General features: G+C 58.9%; 17 protein-coding genes. 2 read left to right on the top strand and 15 right to left on the bottom strand.

Annotated features, from left to right (window positions below):
• Nucleotides 1-77: 77 nt before the first annotated feature.
• The 7 genes from asd to ABCS64_RS04405 form a co-directional block, all read right to left on the bottom strand.
• A complete protein-coding gene (gene asd, locus ABCS64_RS04435) occupies nt 78-1,205 on the bottom strand; it encodes an aspartate-semialdehyde dehydrogenase (RefSeq protein ID WP_418890697.1) in 1,128 nt (375 codons plus the stop codon).
• Between the two features lie 85 nt (nt 1,206-1,290).
• On the bottom strand, nt 1,291-2,355 hold the full coding sequence (leuB, locus tag ABCS64_RS04430) for a 3-isopropylmalate dehydrogenase (protein WP_418890696.1): 1,065 nt from the start codon (nt 2,353-2,355) through the stop codon (nt 1,291-1,293).
• 37 nt (nt 2,356-2,392) lie between these two features.
• Nucleotides 2,393-3,031, bottom strand: a complete 639-nt coding sequence (gene leuD / locus ABCS64_RS04425) for a 3-isopropylmalate dehydratase small subunit (RefSeq protein WP_418890695.1) — start codon at nt 3,029-3,031, stop codon at nt 2,393-2,395.
• 15 nt (nt 3,032-3,046) lie between these two features.
• Nucleotides 3,047-3,175, bottom strand: a complete 129-nt coding sequence (locus tag ABCS64_RS04420; protein ID WP_418890694.1) for an entericidin A/B family lipoprotein — start codon at nt 3,173-3,175, stop codon at nt 3,047-3,049.
• Between the two features lies 1 nt (nt 3,176).
• On the bottom strand, nt 3,177-4,592 hold the full coding sequence (gene leuC / locus ABCS64_RS04415; protein ID WP_418890693.1) for a 3-isopropylmalate dehydratase large subunit: 1,416 nt from the start codon (nt 4,590-4,592) through the stop codon (nt 3,177-3,179).
• Nucleotides 4,593-4,826: 234 nt separating this feature from the next.
• A complete protein-coding gene (gene aroC, locus ABCS64_RS04410) occupies nt 4,827-5,948 on the bottom strand; it encodes a chorismate synthase (RefSeq protein WP_418890692.1) in 1,122 nt (373 codons plus the stop codon).
• 194 nt (nt 5,949-6,142) lie between these two features.
• On the bottom strand, nt 6,143-7,594 hold the full coding sequence (locus ABCS64_RS04405; RefSeq protein ID WP_418890691.1) for a DegQ family serine endoprotease: 1,452 nt from the start codon (nt 7,592-7,594) through the stop codon (nt 6,143-6,145).
• A gap of 337 nt (nt 7,595-7,931) precedes the next feature.
• Between ABCS64_RS04405 and ABCS64_RS04400 the strand changes: the two genes are divergently transcribed.
• The gene (locus tag ABCS64_RS04400) at nt 7,932-9,287 is read left to right on the top strand and encodes a sodium-dependent transporter (protein WP_418890690.1); all 1,356 of its coding nucleotides are present in this window, start codon (nt 7,932-7,934) and stop codon (nt 9,285-9,287) included.
• Nucleotides 9,288-10,474: 1,187 nt separating this feature from the next.
• On the opposite strand, the gene ABCS64_RS04395 is transcribed toward ABCS64_RS04400, so the two are convergent.
• Nucleotides 10,475-11,899, bottom strand: coding sequence for an ATP-binding protein (locus ABCS64_RS04395; protein WP_418890689.1), 1,425 nt, complete (start codon nt 11,897-11,899; stop codon nt 10,475-10,477).
• Between the two features lie 7 nt (nt 11,900-11,906).
• Nucleotides 11,907-12,569, bottom strand: coding sequence for a response regulator (locus tag ABCS64_RS04390; RefSeq protein WP_418890688.1), 663 nt, complete (start codon nt 12,567-12,569; stop codon nt 11,907-11,909).
• 485 nt (nt 12,570-13,054) lie between these two features.
• On the opposite strand from ABCS64_RS04390, the gene ABCS64_RS04385 reads away from it, so the two are divergent.
• Nucleotides 13,055-14,767, top strand: coding sequence for a cation:proton antiporter (locus ABCS64_RS04385; RefSeq protein WP_418890687.1), 1,713 nt, complete (start codon nt 13,055-13,057; stop codon nt 14,765-14,767).
• 84 nt (nt 14,768-14,851) lie between these two features.
• Here ABCS64_RS04385 and mnhG read toward each other — a convergent pair whose 3' ends face one another.
• The 6 genes from mnhG to ABCS64_RS04355 form a co-directional block, all read right to left on the bottom strand.
• Complete coding sequence (gene mnhG / locus ABCS64_RS04380) at nt 14,852-15,190, bottom strand: monovalent cation/H(+) antiporter subunit G (RefSeq protein WP_418890686.1); 339 nt, start codon at nt 15,188-15,190, stop codon at nt 14,852-14,854.
• On the bottom strand, nt 15,187-15,468 hold the full coding sequence (locus ABCS64_RS04375) for a K+/H+ antiporter subunit F (RefSeq protein ID WP_418890685.1): 282 nt from the start codon (nt 15,466-15,468) through the stop codon (nt 15,187-15,189). Before ABCS64_RS04375 ends, mnhG begins: the two co-directional genes overlap by 4 nt.
• A complete protein-coding gene (locus ABCS64_RS04370) occupies nt 15,465-15,953 on the bottom strand; it encodes a Na+/H+ antiporter subunit E (RefSeq protein WP_418890684.1) in 489 nt (162 codons plus the stop codon). The genes ABCS64_RS04375 and ABCS64_RS04370 overlap by 4 nt, the downstream gene beginning before the upstream one ends.
• Nucleotides 15,954-16,038: 85 nt before the next feature.
• Nucleotides 16,039-17,550, bottom strand: a complete 1,512-nt coding sequence (locus ABCS64_RS04365; protein WP_418890683.1) for a monovalent cation/H+ antiporter subunit D — start codon at nt 17,548-17,550, stop codon at nt 16,039-16,041.
• A 124-nt stretch (nt 17,551-17,674) separates the two neighbouring features.
• Nucleotides 17,675-18,010 carry a Na+/H+ antiporter subunit C gene (locus ABCS64_RS04360; protein WP_479686649.1) on the bottom strand — a complete coding sequence of 112 codons (336 nt, stop codon included), beginning with the start codon at nt 18,008-18,010 and terminating at the stop codon, nt 17,675-17,677.
• A 2-nt stretch (nt 18,011-18,012) separates the two neighbouring features.
• A complete protein-coding gene (locus ABCS64_RS04355) occupies nt 18,013-20,934 on the bottom strand; it encodes a monovalent cation/H+ antiporter subunit A (protein WP_418890681.1) in 2,922 nt (973 codons plus the stop codon).
• Nucleotides 20,935-21,031: the final 97 nt, after the last annotated feature.

The raw sequence follows: 21,031 nt of genomic DNA, 5'->3' as shown, positions 1-21,031 counted from the left end.
GAACGTTGTAAAAAAATCAGGGCATAAGCCCCGATTTTGTCATATCGACAACACAACGGCATTGAATCGGGCAGATTTCAGTCGAGCAAGATACGCAGCATTCGGCGTAAAGGTTCGGACGCCCCCCAGAGCAATTGGTCACCCACCGTAAAAGCCCCAAGGTATTGCGGCCCCATCGCCAGCTTGTGCAGACGGCCGACTGGCACGGTCAGCGTGCCCGTCACGGCGGCAGGCGTCAGTTCGCGTTCGCTCAGTTCGCGTTCGTTGGGGACAACCTTGGCCCATTGATTGCTTTTGGCAATGATGTCAGCAATTTCATCGACCGGCACATCTTTTTTGAGTTTGATCGTCAGCCCCTGTGAATGGCAACGCATTGCGCCAATACGCACGCATAGCCCATCCACCGGAATACTGCCAGGCGAACGGAACGGCGGCAGGCCAAGAATCTTGTTGCATTCGGCACCACCCTTCCACTCTTCCTTCGATTGTCCATGTTCGTAAGCCACGTCGATCCAGGGAATCAGGCTGCCAGCCAATGCCGTATTGCGGAAATTTTTGGTTGGAAAAGCGGGGGAGCGCATCGTTTCAGCCACCTTGCGATCAATATCAAGAATCGCCGAAGCAGGATTGGACAACTCCGTTTTGACTGCCTCATGCAGCGCCCCCATCTGTTCGAGCAGCTCGCGCATGTTTTGCGCGCCCGCGCCGGAGGCTGCCTGATAGGTCATTGCCGACACCCATTCGATAAGGCCTTGGCGGAACAATCCGCCCAAGCCCATCAGCATCAGCGAAACCGTACAATTACCACCAATCCAGTTTTTCCCCCCTTTAGCCAGCGCATCTTTGATGACGTGTAAATTGGCTGGGTCAAGGACAATCACTGCCTCCTTGTCCATACGCAGTGTCGATGCCGCATCGATCCAGTGACCATTCCAGCCCGCTGCCCTGAGCTTTGGAAAGATCTCCTTGGTGTAATCGCCGCCTTGGCAGGTAACGATAATGTCCATTTGTTTGAGCGTTTCAACGGACATTGCATCGTGCAACACACCGCCCTCCTTGCCGCCCAGCGATGGGGCCTTGCTGCCCGCTGAAGAAGTTGAAAAATACACAGGGTCAATATGGGCAAAATCGCCCTCTTCCACCATGCGCTGCATCAGCACCGATCCCACCATGCCGCGCCACCCAACCAGACCGACTTTTTTCATTGTCATTCCTTAACCTAAAAATCGTAGAAATCGTAAAAACAAAAAATCAAAACACAAGCAAATCCGGATTACTTCATCGCGTTTCTTACAGATTTTTCAACACGGCCTCACCCATTTCCCTTGTGCCCAACTTTTGGGTTCCCGGTTCATAGATATCGCTTGTACGATAGCCTTGCGCCAACACCTTTTTGACTGCCGTTTCGACACGTTGTGCAGCCTCCTCCAGAGCGAAGGTATAACGCAACATCATCGCTGCCGACAGAATCGTCGCCAGTGGATTGGCAAGGTCTTTGCCCGCAATATCCGGCGCCGAGCCGTGACTCGGTTCGTACAAGCCTTTATTGTTCGCATCCAGTGAAGCCGAAGGCAACATACCGATGGAACCCGTCAACATCGACGCCTCATCCGAAAGAATGTCACCGAACATATTGCCGGTGACGATCACATCAAACTGCTTCGGCGCACGCACCAGTTGCATGGCGCAATTGTCGACCAGCATGTGCGTCAGCGCCACCTCCGGATACTCGGGCGCCAGTTCATTCATCACGTCACGCCACAATTGCGTCGTCTCCAGCACGTTCATTTTATCGACTGAACACAGTCGCTTGCCGCGCTTGCGCGCCGCTTCGAAAGCCACGCGGCCAATACGACGGATTTCTCCTTCGTCGTAATGCATGGTGTTATAGCCATAGCGCTGCTGTACGCCATCAATCGAGCGCAATTCAATACCGCGCGGCTGACCGAAATAGATATCGCCCGTCAATTCGCGCACGATCAGAATATCTAACCCCGATACGACTTCCGGCTTGAGTGTCGAAGCATTCGATAGCTCGGGATACAACACCGCCGGGCGCAGGTTAGCGAATAGGCCGAGTTGCTTGCGGATGCCGAGCAATCCGCGTTCCGGCCGCTGTTCACGCGGCAACCCGTCCCATTTCGGCCCGCCAACAGCGCCAAGCAACACAGCATCGGCGGCTTGCGCCAGCTTTTGTGTCGCTTCCGGATAAGGATCTCCCGTCGCATCTACCGCACAGCCCCCCAGCAGCGCATGTTCTATTTCAAAGCTCAAGCCAAGCGCTTCGAGCACACGCACGGCCTGCGCCGTAATCTCAACACCAATGCCATCACCCGGTAGAACACAGATTTTCACTCGCGTTTCCTTTTATTTTGCGTCTTTTCTTTGACCATCATGCAAACAGCCATGGCTGACTGGCGCGCCGACGTTCCTCAAACGCGCGGATTTTGTCGGCATGGCGCAAGGTCAGGCCAATATCGTCCCAGCCGTTGAGCAGGCACTCCTTGCGGAACGGATCAATGTCGAAACGGAGCACATGTCCATCCGGGCATGCCACTGTCTGGGACGGTAGATCGACCGTTAGCCGGAAACCGGGCGTAGCTTCCACATCCCGGAACAGTGACTCAATTTCTTCAGCCGGCTGCGTAATCGGCAAAATGCCGTTCTTAAAACAGTTGTTGAAAAAAATGTCGGCAAAACTCTCGGCCAGAATGACGCGAAAACCGTAGTCAAGCAAAGCCCAGGGCGCATGCTCACGCGAACTGCCACAACCGAAATTTTTGCGCGTGAGCAGAATCGTCGCGCCCTGGTAGCGCGGCTGGTTGAGCACAAAACCAGGGTTCCGGGGACGTTGGGAGCAGTCCTCTCCCGGCTGACCGACATCCATATAGCGCCATTCATCAAACAGATTTGGGCCAAACCCTGAGCGTTTGATTGACTTCAAGAACTGCTTGGGGATGATGGCGTCGGTATCGACGTTGACGCGGTCGAGCGGCGCCACCAAGCCTTCCAGGCGATCGAATTTCTCCATGACCGGGTTTTGCGCTTATCGCGCCGCACGTTCGATAGCCTGACCACCGCGTTCGATATCCCGTCCAACGCCCTGCACCGTATTACAGGCGGAAAGCGCCATCAGGGATGCCATGATAGCGAGCACGCTTACGATTTTTTTCATATCAGCCTCCTTGCAATAAATTACGAACATCGACGAAATGACCGGCGATCGCCGCCGCCGCCGCCATTGCCGGACTCACTAGATGCGTACGGCTGCCCGCGCCCTGACGGCCCTCGAAATTTCGGTTCGAGGTCGAGGCACAGCGCTCGCCCGGGAATAGCCGATCAGCGTTCATCGCCAGGCACATCGAGCAGCCCGGCTGGCGCCACTCGAAACCCGCTTCGATAAACACTCGATCCAACCCCTCTCGCTCGGCCTGCTCACGCACCAGCCCGGAACCGGGCACTGCCAGCGCCTGTTTGATGTTGGCGGCAATTTTTCGCCCTTTCAACACCTGCGCTGCCGCACGCAAATCCTCAATGCGCGAATTGGTGCAGGAGCCGATGAAAATCTTGTCTACTGGAATCGCATCAACCGGCATGTTGGGGTTCAGCCCCATGTACTGCAAGGCGCGTTCAATAGCCTCGCGCCGAATCGGGTCGCTTTCCCGCGCCGGATCGGGCACCTTACCGCCCACCGGGACAACCATTTCCGGCGAAGTTCCCCACGTCACCTGCGGCTGGATGTCTTCACCGCACAGTTCGACGATTCGGTCAAAATGCGCGCCTTCATCGCTATGCAAGGTCCGCCAGTAAGCAACGGCAGCGTCCCACAGACCGTCTTTCGGCGCGAAATCGCGCCCCTTCAGGTAGTCGATCGTCACCTCATCGACGCCGACGAAGCCCATGCGCGCGCCGGCCTCGATCGCCATATTGCACAGGGTCATGCGCCCCTCCATCGACAAGCTGCGCACGGCGCTGCCAGCAAACTCAATGGCGTAGCCCGTTCCCCCCGCCGTGCCGATGCCGCCAATCACCGCCAGTGCAATATCCTTGGCCGTCACTCCCGTGCCCAACCGGCCATTGACACGGATCAACAGCGTCTTTGATTTTTTTTGCAGCAAACACTGCGTCGCCAGCACATGCTCGACCTCCGAAGTGCCGATACCCAGCGCCATGCAGGCGAATGCGCCGTGCGTGCTGGTATGCGAATCACCGCACACGACCGTCATCCCCGGCAGGATGGCGCCGTTTTCCGGGCCGATCACATGAATCACGCCTTGCCGCCGGTCCTTGAAAGGGAAATAAGCCAGCGCGCCCGTTTCGCGGATATTCGCATCGAGCGTTTCGACCTGCAAACGCGACACGGGATCTTCGATACCGCATTCCCAACGATCCGTCGGCGTATTGTGATCAGCGGTCGCCACGATCGAAGAAACACGCCATGGGCTGCGTCCGGCCAGCTTAAGCCCCTCGAAGGCCTGCGGACTCGTCACCTCATGCACCAGATGACGGTCAATATAAATCAGCGCCGTGCCGTCTTGCTCTTCATGGACGACATGGCTTTCCCACAATTTTTCGTACAAACTTTTCGGCATCGATCAACTACCCGCAAGCCTACAAAATGACGAAGCCAAGCCACCGCCGGACCTCGCCGCGAGGAGCGATGATTATCGCATGGACACCTATGACTGTCAGCAAATCCGGGGGGAATTGCCGCCCAGCAACGTGCAATACCACAACGGATCTTTCCGGATCGTTTGCCCTGTTGCCCTATGCGCTCGATGCTTTCCGTTTCCGCAAACCCGGCAGGATCCCGTATGCGTATGGTTTTATGCCGGGGGCTCCGAATGCGCCGGCGCTGCGCCGCCGATTTTTGGCGTTTGGCAAACCACATCGGCACATTGTCCGCGATGCCGCAACGCATGATCGATGAGTACGAGCGCGAGCATAGCCTCGGCTACGGGTACGGCGCGGATGCCAACACACGGGTCGTGGCGACCCTGCGTGTCGACCATCACTGGCTGCCCGGCCAGATTGATCGAACGGCGTGACAGGCGGATGCTTGACGTAGGCTTGATGGCCAGATTGACACGAATGTCCTGCCCGGTCGAAATACCGCCCAATACGCCGCCCGCGTGATTGGAGAGGAAACCGGCGGGCGTCATTTCATCGCCGTGTTCCGAACCTTTCTGCGTCACGGCGGCAAATCCCGCGCCGATCTCGACGCCTTTGACGGCATTGATGCCCATCATCGCGTAAGCAATATCGGCATCGAGCCGATCGAACACCGGCGCGCCCCAGCCTGGCGGCACCCCGTGGGCTGTCACGCAGATTTTTGCGCCCGCCGAATCGCCCGATTGGCGCAGCGCATCCATATACGCCTCCAGTTGCGGGACGCACGATGCATTCGGCGCAAAGAACGGGTTATTACCAATTTCCAGCGCATCGACAAAAGGGATCGCGATTTCACCCAGCTGGCTCAGCCATCCCCGGATACACACGCCGTAGCGCGCCTTCAGCCACTTGCGCGCAACAGCCCCCGCGGCTACGCGCACCGCCGTCTCGCGCGCCGAGGCCCGGCCGCCGCCGCGATAGTCACGGAAGCCGTATTTCTGCGTATAGGTGTAGTCGGCATGCCCCGGCCGGAAAGTCTCGGCAAGATTGGCGTAATCCTTGCTGCGCTGATCCTGGTTGCGGATCAGCAGAGCAATCGGCGTGCCGGTCGTCAGCCCGTCAAAGACGCCGGAAAGAATTTCCACTGTATCCGGCTCACGCCGCTGCGTTACATGGCGCGAAGTCCCCGGTCTGCGGCGATCCAGTTCGGTCTGGATATCGGCCCTATCCAGCGCCAGTCCGGGCGGACAACCGTCGATGATGCACCCGATCGCCGGGCCATGCGATTCACCAAAAGAAGTAACGGTAAACAGGGTTCCGAACGTATTGCCAGCCATTGGATTTTCTCGCGCGTGATAAAAAGCAAAGACGGGCGGAGTCTAGCATTCCCCGGCATACCGCAGGCGCTTTTTCCCTGGCCGCTGCCGGCCATACGGCAACAGGCCGGGCAAGTCTGCCCGGCCTGTATCGCACCCCATTGGCGCTGCACCTGAAAATGCGTTCAGGCACCATGAAAAGCCCGGATTTCAGCTCATTTCAGATCGACCGGAACAAAGAGCCGCACGCTTTCACGCTGAACAAGCAGCGCCACGCGCTTGCCCGCCTTGGCAATGATGCCGCGCAGCTGATCAGGCGTCGATACTGCCTCGCCGTTGACCGAGAGGATGACATCGCCGCGGCGGATGCCTGCCCGCGCCGCCGCCCCCTGGGCATTTTCAACCAACAGGCCACCGCGCAGTTCGAGCTGCCGGCGCTCTTCGCCGCTCAGCGCGCGCACCGATACGCCCAGACGGCTAGCCGCTTCGGAAGAATCCTTACTGCCAGCGCCGGCCGATTTCTCATTTTGCTGGCCGCCGACCTTGACCGACATTTCGCGCGATCCGCCCTTACGCCAGACTTGCAGCTTGACCGTATCTCCCGGACGGGCGGCAGCGACCAAAGGCGGCAATTCGTTCGATGAAACGATTTCCTTGCCGTTGATCGACAAAATCACGTCGCCTGCTTCCAACCCAGCCTTGGCCGCCGGACTCCCGTTTTCGACCGAAGCAATGAGAGCGCCGGCCGGTTTGTTCAGGCCGAAGGATTCGGCGAGCGACTGGTTGACGTCCTGAATCGTGACGCCCAGCTTTCCGCGCTGCACTTTACCGTGTTTGACGATCTGTTCCTGGATACTCATCGCCACATCGATCGGAATGGCGAACGATAGCCCCTGATAACCGCCGGACCGGCTGTAAATCTGCGAATTGATGCCGATCACCTCTCCAGCCATATTGAACAGCGGGCCGCCGGAGTTACCCGGATTCACGGCCACGTCGGTCTGGATGAAAGGAACGTAGCTGTCGTCCGGCAGCGAGCGCGACTTGGCCGAGATAATGCCCGCCGTCGCACTGTTCTCGAAGCCAAACGGCGAGCCGATCGCCAGCACCCATTCGCCAACGCGCGTATTTGCCGAACTACCGATCTTGACCGTCGGCAAATTGCGTCCTTCGATACGCAGTACGGCCACATCGGTCGTTTTGTCCGCGCCAAGGACTTTTGCCTTGAATTCGCGCTTGTCGGTCAGCTTGACGACCACTTCGTCGGCGCCGTCGATCACGTGCGCGTTGGTCAGGACAAGGCCGTCTTCCCGAATGATGAAACCCGATCCCTGACCGCGGATGCGCTGCTCGCCACGTTGCTCCGGAATGCGGAAATGGCGGAAAAATTCAAAAAACGGGTCGTCCGGATCAAGGCCGGGGAAGCCCGGAAACCCCGATTGGGTTTTCGTCGTGCCGGAAACGCTGATATTGACCACCGCACCGCCGTGACGCTCGACGATGGCGCTCATATCGGGCAGCGCCGAAGCCGCCGGCGCGGCCGCTTCAACCGGCCAGAGCGGGCGTTCCTGCCATGCCGAAACCGCCATGATCGAGAAAGCGGCGACGGTGGCGACGGCGGTGGCCGTCAGGCTGCGTTTAAAGGTTCTGGAATTCTTCAGCGTCATGATCGACATTCTCCTTGCAAAACAAAACACAAAAGAAATAGGGAAGATGGAATACGGGCAGTTGCAGACCACTGACCATTTCTACGGGAGCCATCCTAACAGCGAAAACTTAACTCAGACTTAAGAAAAATTAAGAAAAATAATTTCGGGTAAAACTTAGACTTAACGCAACTGTAGGCATGCCATCCGCAGCGCGCCAAATTGGTCGCCTCCGAGGGGTTTGTTAAAATTTCGCCCTCGCTTGAGTGCATCCTTTGTTCGTCCAGATTTACGCACAGTATTCGGAAGCGTTCAGTGATTGTTCCTTTCAACATCGCATCCACAATAAAAATCTTCCATGAAAACTTCCGCGTCCACATCCGCATCTACCTCCTGGTCTTCCCGAATCGGGTTCATTCTGTCCGCCGCCGGCTCGGCCATCGGCCTGGGCGCGATCTGGAAATTTCCCTACACGGCCGGCACCAATGGCGGCGCCGTCTTTTTTATGCTCTTCCTGTTATTTACGGTGCTGATCGGCCTGCCCGTGTTGCTGGCTGAGTTTTATATCGGTCGCAAAAGCGGCAAAAACGCCGTAGATGCATTCAGAACGCTGGCGCCCGGCAGCCAGTGGCCGTGGGTCGGGCGCATGGGCGTTGCGGCCTGCTTTGTGCTGCTGTCGTTTTACAGCGTGGTCGGCGGCTGGGTGCTTAATTATGTGGTGCATGCCTTTAGCGGCGCAGTACATCCAGGTGCGGATTTCGGAGCGCTGTTCGGCGCAACCATTGCCAGCCCGGCCAACGCCCTCGCTTACCAGGCGATCTTCATGCTGCTGACGGTGGCCGTTGTTCAAGGCGGCATTGCCGAAGGCATCGAAAAAGCCAACCGCTATCTGATGCCGGCGTTGTTTATCCTTTTTCTCGTGCTGGCCGTACGCTCGCTGACGTTGCCGGGCGCGATGAAAGGCGTCGAATTCCTGCTCAAGCCCGACTGGCGCTACCTGAACCCGCAAACCATGCTGATCGCGCTCGGCCAAGCGTTCTTTGCACTGAGCATCGGCGTCTCGGCGATGATCACTTACGCGGCGTATCTGGGTCGGGACCAGGACGTTTTCCGCGCCGGCAACAGCGTCATGTGGCTCAATTTGCTGATTTCGCTGCTCGCCGGCCTGGTTATTTTTCCTGCGGTTTTTGCCCTTGGTTTTGAGCCGGGTCAGGGGCCGGGGCTGATTTTCGTGGTGCTGCCCGCCGTCTTCATGCAAATTCCTTTTGGCCGGCTGCTGTTCGGCGTTTTCATGGTGCTGGTTTCGTTTGCGACCCTGACCTCCGCGTTCGCCATGCTAGAAACGGTGATCGCCTCTTCGATCCGCGACAACCAGGGCAAACGTCGCAGTCACACCTGGCTGATCGGCACGGCAATCTTTATCGTTGGCATTCCTTCCGCGCTGTCATTCGGCGCGTGGAAAGAGCTGACTTTCTTCGGCAAGACCGTCTTTGATTTGTGGGACTACCTGATCACGGCGTGGATCATGCCCGTCGGCGCCCTGTGCATCGCCCTCTTTACCGGCTGGTGCCAACAAAAGACCGACGTACTCCAGCACATGCGCGAAGGCAGCAGCGCCGCATCCGCCCTGCCTGCCTTGTGGCTGGCCGCATTGCGCTACCTTGCGCCGTTGGCGATCCTGCTCGTCTTCGCCAATACCCTGGGCTGGATCTAAATTCCGGACGCCGCAGAAAGGCTGCCCGCAAGCCCGTGTATTTAGGGCATTTCAGAGGGGATACCCGCAAACCCGCGTAAACAGGGCATCTCCGAGCGCCCTGCCCACCAGCCCTTTATCCATAAGGGTTACAGAAGTGCCTACCTGGAAACGCCCTATCCACGCGGGGTTCGGAGCACCCGAAAAGCCCCTCCCCTTTGGGAGATAAATTTGGGGATAGGGTAAAAAAGACAAAAAGAGCGCAGGAGCAATACCAAATTCCATCTGAAACAACAGAAACCGAAGCCTTTGACGTGTTGCTCTCTCTGCCCCTTCGGGGCATCTCCCCCACAGGGAGAGAATCAAAAACCCATCGACCACTGCGCGACGGCTCCGTGACGCCTTCCCTAAAAGGTGGTTGCCCGCCAGCCCGTGTATTTAGAGCTTCTCCGAAAGGTATGCCCTGAACCCCGCGTAAACAGGGTATCTCCAGATCCACTGCTCGGAGTGCTTTATCCATGCGGGTTTTGGAAGTGCATGCCAGCAAACGCCCTATTTATAAGGGCTCCAGGGGCGCCTGCCTGCAAACGGCCAATCCACGCGGGGTTCAGAAGTGTGCTCCGAAAGCCTCATAGCGGCTCGACTTTGCAAAAAGACAAGGCGGCGAGCCGCTGACAGTACGAGTAGTACGGCAAGGCGAAGCCAACGCCGTATTTTGGCAAAGGAAGCCGCTATTTCAGAAATGCGCGGGGCGGCTTGGCGGAAGCAAGAGCTTGATTGTCTGAGCGCAGCGAGTTATCAAGCCCGCCGCCAAGCCGCCCGCGGCAAGGAGTTTTCTGCGCCTCGGGGTCGCCTTTCTTTGCTGACTTTCTTTGGCGAGGCAAAGAAAGTCAGCGGGGCGCGCTGCCGCTCAGCGCAACGGCATCAAGAGGAGTTCCGTGGGTGAAAGTCAGCGCGCAGGTCTTGGCAATTCCTATATTTAAAGTATCTCCGGCCACCTGCCCGCTAGCCCGCGTATTTAGGGCTTCTCCAAGGAGGATGCTCTGAAGCCCTTGTAAACAGGTCATTTCCGGCGCCCATGCCCTGAAGCCCTTTATTGATAAGGGTTCCAGAGGTGCCTGCCTGGAAACACCCACTCCACGCGGGTTTCCGAGGGGGCGTGCTGCCGCTCAGCGCAACGGCATCAAGAGAAGTCTCTTAGGGGAAGGTCAGTGCGCAGGCTGTGGCGATTCGTGTTTTTCGTGTATTTGGAGCATCTCTGAACACCTCCCCTGCCAGCGCACACGCACCAGCAGACCGCCTGCATCCGAGTCGTGCAGACTGACCGTGGCGCCATGCCGCTCGGCGATGGCGCGCACGATCGCCAACCCCAGCCCGCTGCCGGGTTCCTGTTCGCCCGCACGCCGGTAGAAACGGCCGAAGACCCGCTCACGCTCGGCGGCGGGAATACCCGGCCCGTTGTCGGCCACTTCAAGCACCGCCGCCCGCGACGCAGCCTCGCCATACGTATTGGTGGAGTCGCTTTTTCCTGCCGTTTTTTCCTCCGCCGCCTGGCTGTCCTCATAATGACAGGTGACGTCGACCCGTCCACCCGGCGGTGCATGGCGCAACGCATTGGTCAGCAAATTGGCCAGTAGAATGCGTAAGGCGCCCGCCTCGCCCGTGACAAAAAGACTGTTTTCCCCCGCGAGCAGCCCAAGATCAACGCCGCGCGCTTCGGCAAGCGGCATCTGCTCGACGATTGCTTCGCGCGCCAGCATCGTCAGATCAACGCGCTCCATCGGCATCGCCGCCGCGCCCGGCTCCAGCCGCGCCAGCGTCAGTAACTGCCCGACCGTATGGCTGGCGCGTTGCAGCCCGCGCTTAAGATTATCGAGCGCGGTGCTCCGCTCCGCCTCGTCTGCCGCCCGCTCGACCAGCTGTATCTGTAATTGCAGTGCCGTCAGAGGGGTACGCAGTTCATGTGCGGCGTCGGCGACGAAATCGCGTTGTGCCGCAAAAGCGCTTTTGAGCCGCGCCAGCAGATCATTGAGCGCTGCGGCCAGCGGTTGAATTTCCTCCGGCAAATCGTCGTCCGGCAAGGGGCTGAACGAATCGGGCGAACGCGTGCGCAGCGATTCGGCCAGGCGCGCCAGCGGCCGCAGCCCCAGACCGACCAGCGCCCAGACCAGCGCGCCAACAGCGGGCAGAAGAAAGAAAAACGGCCGCAGCGTCTTCCAGGCCGCATTGGCGGCCAGGCGGTCGCGCACGCGCATCGGCTGGGCGACGGCGATGGTCATGCCCTGGTACTGAAGGGCGAAAACACGCCATTGCCCTTCACTTGTCCTGGCCTGTGAGTAGCCAAGCTGTGTCAGTTCCGGCAGCGACTCGTGCGGCTTGGAGTAGTAGACCGTCAGGCCGGTCGCATTCCAGACACGGATAACGTAGTCAACATGGCCGTCGTCAGCCGGAAAGGAGTGGGCGTCAGGGAAACGTTGATCGCGCACTGACAGCGCAATCTGCCGTAGATGGTAATCAGACAGCGCATCCGCTTCATGGCGGGCGGCGCGCCAGGTTGCCCAGCCGGCGATCAGCATCGCCAGAGACATGGCGCCGAGCAGCGCCAGCAGCAGTTGGCGGCGAATCGAGTTCATGGTGTTTTCACGGCCGCTCCGGCACCAGATAGCCGACGCCGCGCACGTTGCGGATCCATGCCGCACCCAGTTTGCGCCGCAGCGAGTGGATATGAACCTCGACGGCATTGCTTTCAACCTCTTCGCCCCAGCCGTAAAGGCGTTCTTCAAGCTGGGCGCGCGAAAGCGGCATCCCCGGCCGTTCGAGCAAAGCGCGCAGCAGGGCGAACTCGCGCCCGGAGAGGCTGACCGGGCGCCCCTCCAGCGTCACGGCGCGTGTGGCCGGATCGAGCGTTAATGCACCGTGTTCGATCAGCGGCGAAGCGCGTCCGCCGCGCCGTCGCATGAGGGCGCGAATGCGCGCCGACAGTTCGTCGAGATCAAAAGGCTTGACAAGATAATCGTCAGCGCCGGCATCAAGCCCCTTGACGCGGTCGGCAACCGCATCGCGTGCGGTAATCACGAGCACTGGCAGTTCGACGCCCTGGCGGCGCAAACTGGCCAGCAGGTCGAGCCCCGACAGGTGCGGCAGCCCGAGATCGAGCAGCAGCATTTCATGCACCCCTTCGGCAACTGCCAGCGTTGCCGCAGCGCCATCGCGCACCCAGTCGACGGTATGCCCTTCCTGACGCAAACCACGCTGTACGCCATCGCCGATCATCGGGTCATCTTCGACCAACAGCAGACGCATCGCCTACTCTCCACAAAACGACATGATCACGGCGGCCATGATACCCGCTCTACAGCTACCCACCATTTTTGTGCTGTTTGCCCCCTCGCTTCTATTCATTTTCATCCGTTGATTCGCCGCGCACGATATGGAATATCCGGGAATATTTGCATGCGGGAAAAACGCCCCTGCAATTCGATTTTTAAGAAAGCGGAAAGGAAAACGCATGAAAACGCATTTTTGGCACTTCGCCGCCTTATGTCTGAGCAGTCGCGGCACCAAGGACAAACGTCAAGGCCAAAACGGGCAGTCCATCATCCCAATCATTGTTTCATCATGACCCGTTTTGCCTATTTTTACGTCCTAAAGTGTTTATTTAAATGGGCGATGACCGATGATTTCTGCTACGCTTGGGCGTCAAGGGAATGTTGCCAAACAATCTGCCGGTATGCATCCGCCGCGCACCCTACCCTGTCAAAAAGGCCAGAAACAAACAGACTCCTCCAATGCATGAAAGCGCCCCGCTGATCACCACGCTCGCCCTGGGACTTGGGTTTGGCCTTATCTTCGGACTCATTGCCGAACGTCTGCGTCTGCCGGCGCTGGTCGGTTACCTGCTCGCCGGCGTCTTCATCGGTCCATTCACACCGGGGTTTCTCGCCGATGTCGACATCGCCAAACAGTTGGCTGAAATCGGCGTCATGCTGCTGATGTTTGGCGTCGGGCTGCATTTTTCCGTCGATGATCTGATGGCAGTGCGCAAAATCGCGCTGCCCGGCGCGATCATCCAGGTCACCATCGCCGCCATGCTGAGTACGCTGCTGGCACTGGCGTGGGGATGGAATGCCGGCGGCGCGATCATTTTCGGCTTTGCTCTTTCCGTCGCCAGTACAGTCGTTGTATTGCGCGGGCTGGAAGCACAGCGTGCGCTCGATTCAATGAACGGCCGCCTTGCCGTCGGCTGGCTGGTCGTCCAAGACCTGATCATGGTGTTTGTGCTGGTCTTGCTGCCCCCGCTTGCCAGCCAGCTTGGCGGCGAACAGCAGTCGTGGAATGACGGCATCTGGCAGAATTTGCTGATCACCGTCGAGAAAATGCTCATCTTCGTTGTGCTGATGCTGGTCGGCGGGCGCCGCTTGATCCCGCGTCTGCTCTGGCTCGTGGCGCGTACCCGCTCGCGCGAACTCTTCACGCTTTGTGTGGCCGCTGCCGCCGTCAGCATCGCCTATACCGCCGCCCGCTTGTTCTCGGTGTCTTTTGCTCTGGGCGCCTTCTTCGCCGGCATGGTGATGCGCGAATCGGCATTCAGTCAGCGGGCCACCGAGGAATCGCTTCCCCTGCGCGAAGCCTTCTCGGTGCTTTTTTTCGTCTCGGTCGGCATGCTCTTCGACCCGCGCATCCTGCTTGAAGACCCGTTCCAGATTCTGGCCATGCTTTTCCTCATCATGCTCGTCAACCCGCTGGCGTCGGCAGCCATTGTGCTGGTTTTCCGCTACCCGCTCAATACGGCGCTGATGCTCATGGCAAGCCTGGCGCAAATCGGTGAATTCTCCTTCATTCTCGCCGGCTTGGGCCTGAACCTCGGCCTGCTGACGATGGAAGCGCAGAATCTGATTCTGGCCGGCGCGCTGATTTCGATCACCTTTAACAAACTGATGTTTTTCTGCGTGCCGCTACTGCAAAAATGGATTCTCGCGCATCCTAAACTCGCCAGAAAACTGGAGCGCCCCGGCGACCCGCTCGCCGAACTGCCGATGAGTACGGAAGAGAAATTTCTTTCCGGACAGGTCGTACTCGTCGGTTATGGCAAGGTCGGTCAGCGTATCGCCCGCGCCCTGACCGAGAAGAACATCCCCTTTGTCGTGGTTGAGGAAAACCGAGAAATCGTCGAAAGTCTGCGCCAGCGCGGTATTGCCGCTGTCGGCGGAAACGCCGCCGAACCGGCCGTACTCGTTCAGGCGCACATTGCCCGTGCCAGCATGCTGGTCGCCTCGGCGTCAAGCGCCGTCGAAGTACAGAAAATGATACAAACGGCACGCACGCTGAACCCAGGAATCGAGGTCATCATCCGCGGCCTTTCCGAGGAAGAAGCTGACCTGCTCGCCGAAGAACACGCCGGAAGAGTTTTCCTCGCCAAGGAAGAACTGGCCAACAGTATGTGCGCCCATGTGCTGAAGCGTTTCGGCAAAGCGCGCAGAAAATCCGGCGCGCGGCACTAAGGCTTGGGCACTAAGACCGGCATGGCAGGATCACCGGCCCATCCTGGCCTATCCTGACCCCTCCTCGCTTATCCTGACTGATCCTCACGCTTTTCCCTGCCCGGTTGCCTGCTCCGGCTTTTTCCGGGAACGCGCAGCGCGCATCAGGATAATGGTCGTTACCGGCGAGGCAAGCAGAATAAAAACGGCAATCAGCAGTTCATGAATCACCAGGTGCCTGGCCATTGCCGAGGCCATAAGGGTCGAGGCCAATAATACGCACCCCGTGCCCAGTGTATTGGTCAGGGTTGGTGCATGAACGCGGGCGTAAAAATCATCCAGACGCAGGAGACCGAGCGCGCCGATCAGCGAAACCAGGCCCCCGGCGACAAGCAGAAGCGAAGCCGGCGCAACGGCCCAGAGCGGAAGATCGACAGCGTTCATGGTTCAATCACCTCGCCGCGAAGCAGGAACTTCGCCATTGCCGTCGAACTGACAAAGCCGAAAATGGCAATCAGCAGGGCGCTTTCGAAATAGACGGATGAGCCGATGTCGATTCCCAGTGTCAGGATAATCAGCATGGCATTGATGGAAAGCGCATCCGCCGCGAGAATGCGATCCTGCGCCGCCGGCCCACGCAGTATGCGGATCAGCGCAAAAACCATGGACAGCGTAAAACAGACCAGCGCAAAGATCAGTGCATATTTGAGCATGACAGTCATGTAAAAATCTCCATGAGCGGACGTTCGTAGCGTTCCTTGATTGTGCGTTGAACACCGGCACTATCTTTGAGATCAAGAATGTGCAGCGTCAGTACATTGTTTTCCGGATTAAGGCCGGCCCAGGCCGTGCCCGGCGTCGCCGTAATGATGATGCTGAGCATTGCCAGTCCGTGCGGATTGCGCATATCCAGAGGAATATCCAGGAAGGCCGAATGGGGCGGCCGACGGGCGGCGTATAGAATCACCTGTCCGGCTTCGATATTGGCCTGAACGATATCGACCAGTACCCGACCGCACAGCGCCAGCATAACGCCCAGACGCCGCGGCACGGCATGCAGTGGACGCACGCGCCGGGTCAGCGCATTTGCCGCCAGCGCAAACACGCCGCCCAGCAACCAGTCGGCGCCATCCAGCGACTTATTGATCACCAGCCAGAAAACAAGCAGGCAGGCAGGCATCAGGAAACGCCGCATACGTTCAATCATGGTGTCCCTTCCCTGCCCTCATTGTCTCCTCTCCCCCAACTCCCCCGATCTCCCCTGCTTCCCCTATTTTCTTTCCCAACCCGGCTCATTGCGCCTTATCCGGCGTCACGGCATAGATATACGCGCCGACATCATAAAGTGCGTGCGAGGCGGCCGAAAAATAGGACATGGCCGCTTCCGGCCGCAAGGTTAACGCGATGCACAGCAACAGCAGCGCCGCAACCGGCCCGGCTTCCAGCCAACGCAATCTCGGCGTCTGGCGCTCCATATCCCAGAAAATACGGATGCCGAGCCGTGAGAGTGCAATGATGCCCGCCAACCCGGACAGCAGCATGGCGGCAATAAACAATCCGACGTGCCAGTTTGATGCCGGCGGCAGCGAGTTCAAAGAGGCGCCCAGCATGGCAAATTTGCCGATGAAGCCGGGCATGGGCGGCAACCCTGTCAGCACCAGGCCGCACAAAATAAAGGACAGCCCGAGAAAAGCGGCCGTGGCCGGAATCGGAACACCGGCATCCTCATCGGAAGCGTCCGCCTCGTGCGAGGATTTGACGCCAAATGCCTCCAGGCTGATAGCCAGGAGATCGTCAATCTGGCTCCGGTCGCGCTCGGCAATTTCGACCAGCATGAAAAAAGCGCCACACCCCAGTACCGATGCGGTCAGATAAAACATGGCGGGAGCGGTCAGTAAAGTACCGATAAAGCCAAAGGCGGTCAGCAATGTACCGGAAGAGACGATCACGAAAAAAGCAGCCAGGCGGCCCAGTTTCTGCGAACTGAGCACGCCCAGCGTACCGATAGCGACCGTTGTCAGCCCGCAATAAAACAGCCAGTCGCCGTCAAACGGCGCGGGTGCGATGCCGTTTTCCTGCAACAGCGTTCCCATGCGCAGCAAGGCATAGATGCCCACTTTAGTCAGGATGGCAAAGACCGCCCCCGCCGGCGGCGCGGCATTGGCATAGGCTGCGGGCAGCCAGAAATTAAGCGGCCAGGCCGCCGCCTTGATGAGAAAAACAATGCCCAGCATGGCTGCCGCCAGATCGAACAGGCGGCGGTCATCTGCCGCCAGCTGCAAAACACGCTCCGGCAGCTCTGCCATATTGAGCGTTCCCGTCAAGCCATAAACGAGCGCCGCCGCTACCAGAAAGAACAATGACCCCAGCAGATTGACTGCGATGTAATGCAATCCCGCGTTGACCCGTAGTGTATTCGGGCTATACAGCGTCAGTGCGTAAGACGCGGCGAGCATGATCTCGAAAAAAACGAAAAGATTGAAAAGGTCGCCCGTCAGGAAAGCGCCGTTTAAGCCCATCAGCTGAAACTGAAGCAAAGGGAAAAACTGGACGCCCGCGCGCTCCCAGCGCGCCAGTGAATAAGAAAAAGCCGCCGTGCCAAGCACCGTCGCCAACATAACCATCATGGCCGCCAGGCGATCCACGACAAGAACGATGCCATACGGCGCAGCCCAGTTACCCAAGGCATAAACGCCGATTGTTTCCGGCCAGGCGGCAAGCCGGCCATCCGCGGCCGCCATCAGCGCCAATGCAACGCCCAGTTGTATCGACAGGGAGAGCAGTGAAAAGGCCGCGCGCGCCATGCCGGGCATTGCGCAACAGCAGCAGCACCGCGCCCGTCATCATCGGCAGCAGAATCGGCAGGATCGGCAGATGCGGTAGCAGGATGCCCATCAACGAAATTTCCATGGCCCGCGTCATCCGGCGTTATCCGACATTATCCGGCTCGTGGCCATCGACGTGATCATTGCCATTCAAACCGCGCGCAACCAGCAGAACGACAAGAAAAAGCGCCGTCGTGGCAAAGCCGATGACGATGGCGGTCAACACCAGCGCCTGCGGCACGGGATCGGTATAAAAGGCGCTGCTGGTGGAAAGCGGCGCGATCAGCGGCGGCGTGCCGACGCGCAGGCGTCCCATGCAGAAAATGAACAGATTGACCGCATAGGAAAGCAGCGACAGGCCAACGATGACCTGGAAGGTACGCGGCCGCAAAATCAGATAAATCCCCGATCCGGCGACGATGCCAATCGCCAAAGACAATACTATTTCCATCGGACGACCTCGCTGGCCTGATGCTCTCTGGAATGACGGCGCAAAGACTGGTGGGCGATGGCAATCAGCATCAGCACGGTGGCGCCTACGACCACCAGATACACGCCCATGTCGAACACCAGTACGCTCGACAGGTGAATCTGCCCGATGCCGGGCACTTCACCATGCCAGGTCTGGCTGGACAGGAAAGGTTCGCCCGCCAACGCACCGGCGATGCCGGCAGCGCCGGCGCAAAGCAAACCCAGGGCCATCCAGCTGAGCGGCAGAATACGCAGGCGCAGCTCGACCCAGACCACACCGCTGACGATATATTGCAGGATGATCGCCGTGGCAAACACCAGTCCGCCGACAAAGCCGCCGCCGGGCGCGTTGTGGCCGCGCATCAGGAAATACATCGATACCATCAAGGCCAGCGGCAGGATCAAGCGCGCCAGGACGGCAGGAATCATGGCATCGCCTTCCGGCAGCAAAACCGTTTGCGCCGCGGCTTCGGCATCCAGTGCTTCAGCCATTTTTTCGCCTCCCACGGCAGGCGCGGGTTCAGCCGCTTCCGCATTGCGAATACTTTCCGGCGCTGGCCGGAAACGGCGCAGCAAGGCAAATACGGTCAGCGCAACAATGACCAGCACCGTGATTTCACCAAAGGTATCGAAACCGCGAAAATCAACGAGGATGACATTGACGACATTCCGGCCACCACCCTCTGGCAGCGAGCGCTCGACGAAAAACGGGGAAATCCCATCGACACTCGGACGGCTCATGATCGCGTAGCTGAGTGCCGCAAGGCCACCGCCGCCCAGCACGGCCAGCAGCAGGTCGCGCAGCCGCCGCAAACGGGGGCGTATCGATGGCCGCGCCTCTTCCATAAACCGCCTGTCACGCTGCGGCAGCCAGCGCAGCCCCAGGAGGATCAGCACGGCCGTCACCACTTCGACAGCCAGTTGGGTTAACGCCAGGTCCGGCGCGGAAAGCCAGACGAACGACAAACTGGTTGCCAGGCCCGTTCCGCCTAGGAAAATCAGCGCAGTGAAACGGTGATACTTCGCCTTCCAGGCAGCCATGACGGCGCAGGTCGCACCAACGATCCACAGCAGTATGAAAGATACGTCGGGCGCGATCGTCCACCGCCGCCCCCAGGTCAGCCCGCCGTTCCACAAAGAGAGTATGCCGCCCCCCACAATGACGAGCATCATGAAGCGCAGTTGCGTTTGCAGCCTGTCGGAAGAAAGCACGGGCAATATCCGGCTGGCCATTGATGTCATGGCCCTCAGGCAGTTTTCAAACGCCCGCTTGCCATCGATAGCTTCCAGCAGAGGAACAGCATCTCTCTGGCGGGTAAGCCATGAAAAATAGAGTGCAACGCCGCCGCATAAGGCGATCAGGCTCATGTAAACCGGAAGATTCAGGCCGTGCCACAACGCCAGATCGTAATGCGGCGCGTCGGCGCCGAGCAGTGCCGTCGTCGCCATTTTCAGAAAACCTTCGACCGTCTGTCCGGGAAAAACGCCGACCAGCACGCACATCACGACCAGCAACGCGCTGGGCAACAGCATCCAGCGTGTCGGATCGTGCGGCGTATGTGGCAAATCAGTGGCCTGCGGCCCAAAAAACACATCGTGGATGAAGCGCAGCGAATAGGCAACGCTGAACACGCCGGCAAGCGTTGCAAAAAACGGCAAAACGATGCGCACCCATCCCACCTGGTCAAGATAGACGGTTTCTGCAAAAAACATTTCCTTAGACAAAAAACCGTTGAGCAAGGGTACGCCCGCCATCGCCGCGGCCGAAACCATCGCCAGCGTTGCCGTGATCGGCATGACGCGCGCAAGGCCGGACAAGCGCCGGATATCGCGCGTACCGGTTTCGTGATCGATGACGCCGGCGGCCATGAACAGCGAGGCCTTGAACGTCGCATGATTGATCATGTGAAAAACTGCGGCAACCAACGCCAGCGTGCTGTTCATGCCAAGCAGCAGGGTAATCAGCCCGAGATGGCTGATCGTCGAATAAGCCAGAATGCCCTTCAGATCATTCTGGAACATGGCCAGATAACCGGCGATGACCAAAGAACACAAACCGGCGCCGCCCACCATCCAGAACCATTGATCAGAACCGGCCAGCAACGGCCACAGCCGCGCCAGCAGAAAGACCCCCGCCTTGACCATCGTAGCCGAATGCAGATAGGCGGAAACTGGCGTCGGCGCAGCCATCGCATGCGGCAGCCAGAAATGAAAGGGAAACTGTGCGCTTTTGGTCAGCGCCCCCAGCGCCACCAGGGTAACGATCGCGGGATACCAGGCATGGTTTTTGACCACATCGGCCGCCGCCAATACGGCATCAAGATCATAGCTGCCGACGATACGGCCAATCAGCAGTACGCCACCGAGCAGCGCCAGCCCGCCGGCGCCGGTCACGATCAATGCCATGCGCGCGCCGCTACGCGCTTCGCTGCGGTGATGCCAGTAAGCGATCAACATGAACGACACCAGGCTGGTCAACTCCCAGAACATGGCCATCTGCAACAGATTGCCGGATAGAACGACGCCCAGCATGGCGCCCATGAAGGCGAGGAAAAAGGAGAAAAAACGGGGGACGGGATCGGCCGGTGACATGTAATAACGCGCATAGACCACAACCAGCAACCCCATGCCCGCAACCAGCATGGCAAACAGCCATGAAAAGCCATCCAGACGCAGCTGAAAAGCAAGACCCAGCGTCGCCGACCAGGGCATTTCCAGGCGCAGAACGGCATCGTTGGCTAAATGCGGGTACAAAGACGCGAGCAGCACCGTCGTCAGCAAAGCGACAAAACCGGCCAGCCACGCCTCGGCATTGCGGGCATTAGTCGGCATGAGTGCCGCACAAATGCTGCCGATCCAGGGAGTTATCAGAATAGTCAGGAGCAGGGTCATCGCGGCGCAAGTTTAACCGATAAGCGCCAGATTCCAGCCGGTTATCGGCACATTCCGCGGATTTATTTCACTGTGGTCTCCACCGCCGGCACAACGC

Source organism: Dentiradicibacter hellwigii, from assembly GCF_041770905.1.
Classification (GTDB): domain Bacteria; phylum Pseudomonadota; class Gammaproteobacteria; order Burkholderiales; family Rhodocyclaceae; genus Propionivibrio; species Propionivibrio hellwigii.
The sequence above is the reverse complement of the archived record's forward strand: the minus strand, read 5'-3'. Positions and strand labels throughout refer to the sequence as shown.

Coding starts and splice junctions, on each gene's coding strand:
- asd (WP_418890697.1), bottom strand. CDS start 1,205: ATGAAAAAAGTCGGTCTGGTTGGGTGGCGCGGCATGGTGGGATCGGTG.
- leuD (WP_418890695.1), bottom strand. CDS start 3,031: ATGGAGAAATTCGATCGCCTGGAAGGCTTGGTGGCGCCGCTCGACCGC.
- ABCS64_RS04420 (WP_418890694.1), bottom strand. CDS start 3,175: ATGAAAAAAATCGTAAGCGTGCTCGCTATCATGGCATCCCTGATGGCG.
- leuC (WP_418890693.1), bottom strand. CDS start 4,592: ATGCCGAAAAGTTTGTACGAAAAATTGTGGGAAAGCCATGTCGTCCAT.
- aroC (WP_418890692.1), bottom strand. CDS start 5,948: ATGGCTGGCAATACGTTCGGAACCCTGTTTACCGTTACTTCTTTTGGT.
- ABCS64_RS04405 (WP_418890691.1), bottom strand. CDS start 7,594: ATGACGCTGAAGAATTCCAGAACCTTTAAACGCAGCCTGACGGCCACC.
- ABCS64_RS04400 (WP_418890690.1), top strand. CDS start 7,932: ATGAAAACTTCCGCGTCCACATCCGCATCTACCTCCTGGTCTTCCCGA.
- ABCS64_RS04395 (WP_418890689.1), bottom strand. CDS start 11,899: ATGAACTCGATTCGCCGCCAACTGCTGCTGGCGCTGCTCGGCGCCATG.
- ABCS64_RS04390 (WP_418890688.1), bottom strand. CDS start 12,569: ATGCGTCTGCTGTTGGTCGAAGATGACCCGATGATCGGCGATGGCGTA.
- ABCS64_RS04385 (WP_418890687.1), top strand. CDS start 13,055: ATGCATGAAAGCGCCCCGCTGATCACCACGCTCGCCCTGGGACTTGGG.
- mnhG (WP_418890686.1), bottom strand. CDS start 15,190: ATGAACGCTGTCGATCTTCCGCTCTGGGCCGTTGCGCCGGCTTCGCTT.
- ABCS64_RS04375 (WP_418890685.1), bottom strand. CDS start 15,468: ATGACTGTCATGCTCAAATATGCACTGATCTTTGCGCTGGTCTGTTTT.
- ABCS64_RS04370 (WP_418890684.1), bottom strand. CDS start 15,953: ATGATTGAACGTATGCGGCGTTTCCTGATGCCTGCCTGCCTGCTTGTT.
- ABCS64_RS04365 (WP_418890683.1), bottom strand. CDS start 17,550: ATGGCGCGCGCGGCCTTTTCACTGCTCTCCCTGTCGATACAACTGGGC.
- ABCS64_RS04355 (WP_418890681.1), bottom strand. CDS start 20,934: ATGACCCTGCTCCTGACTATTCTGATAACTCCCTGGATCGGCAGCATT.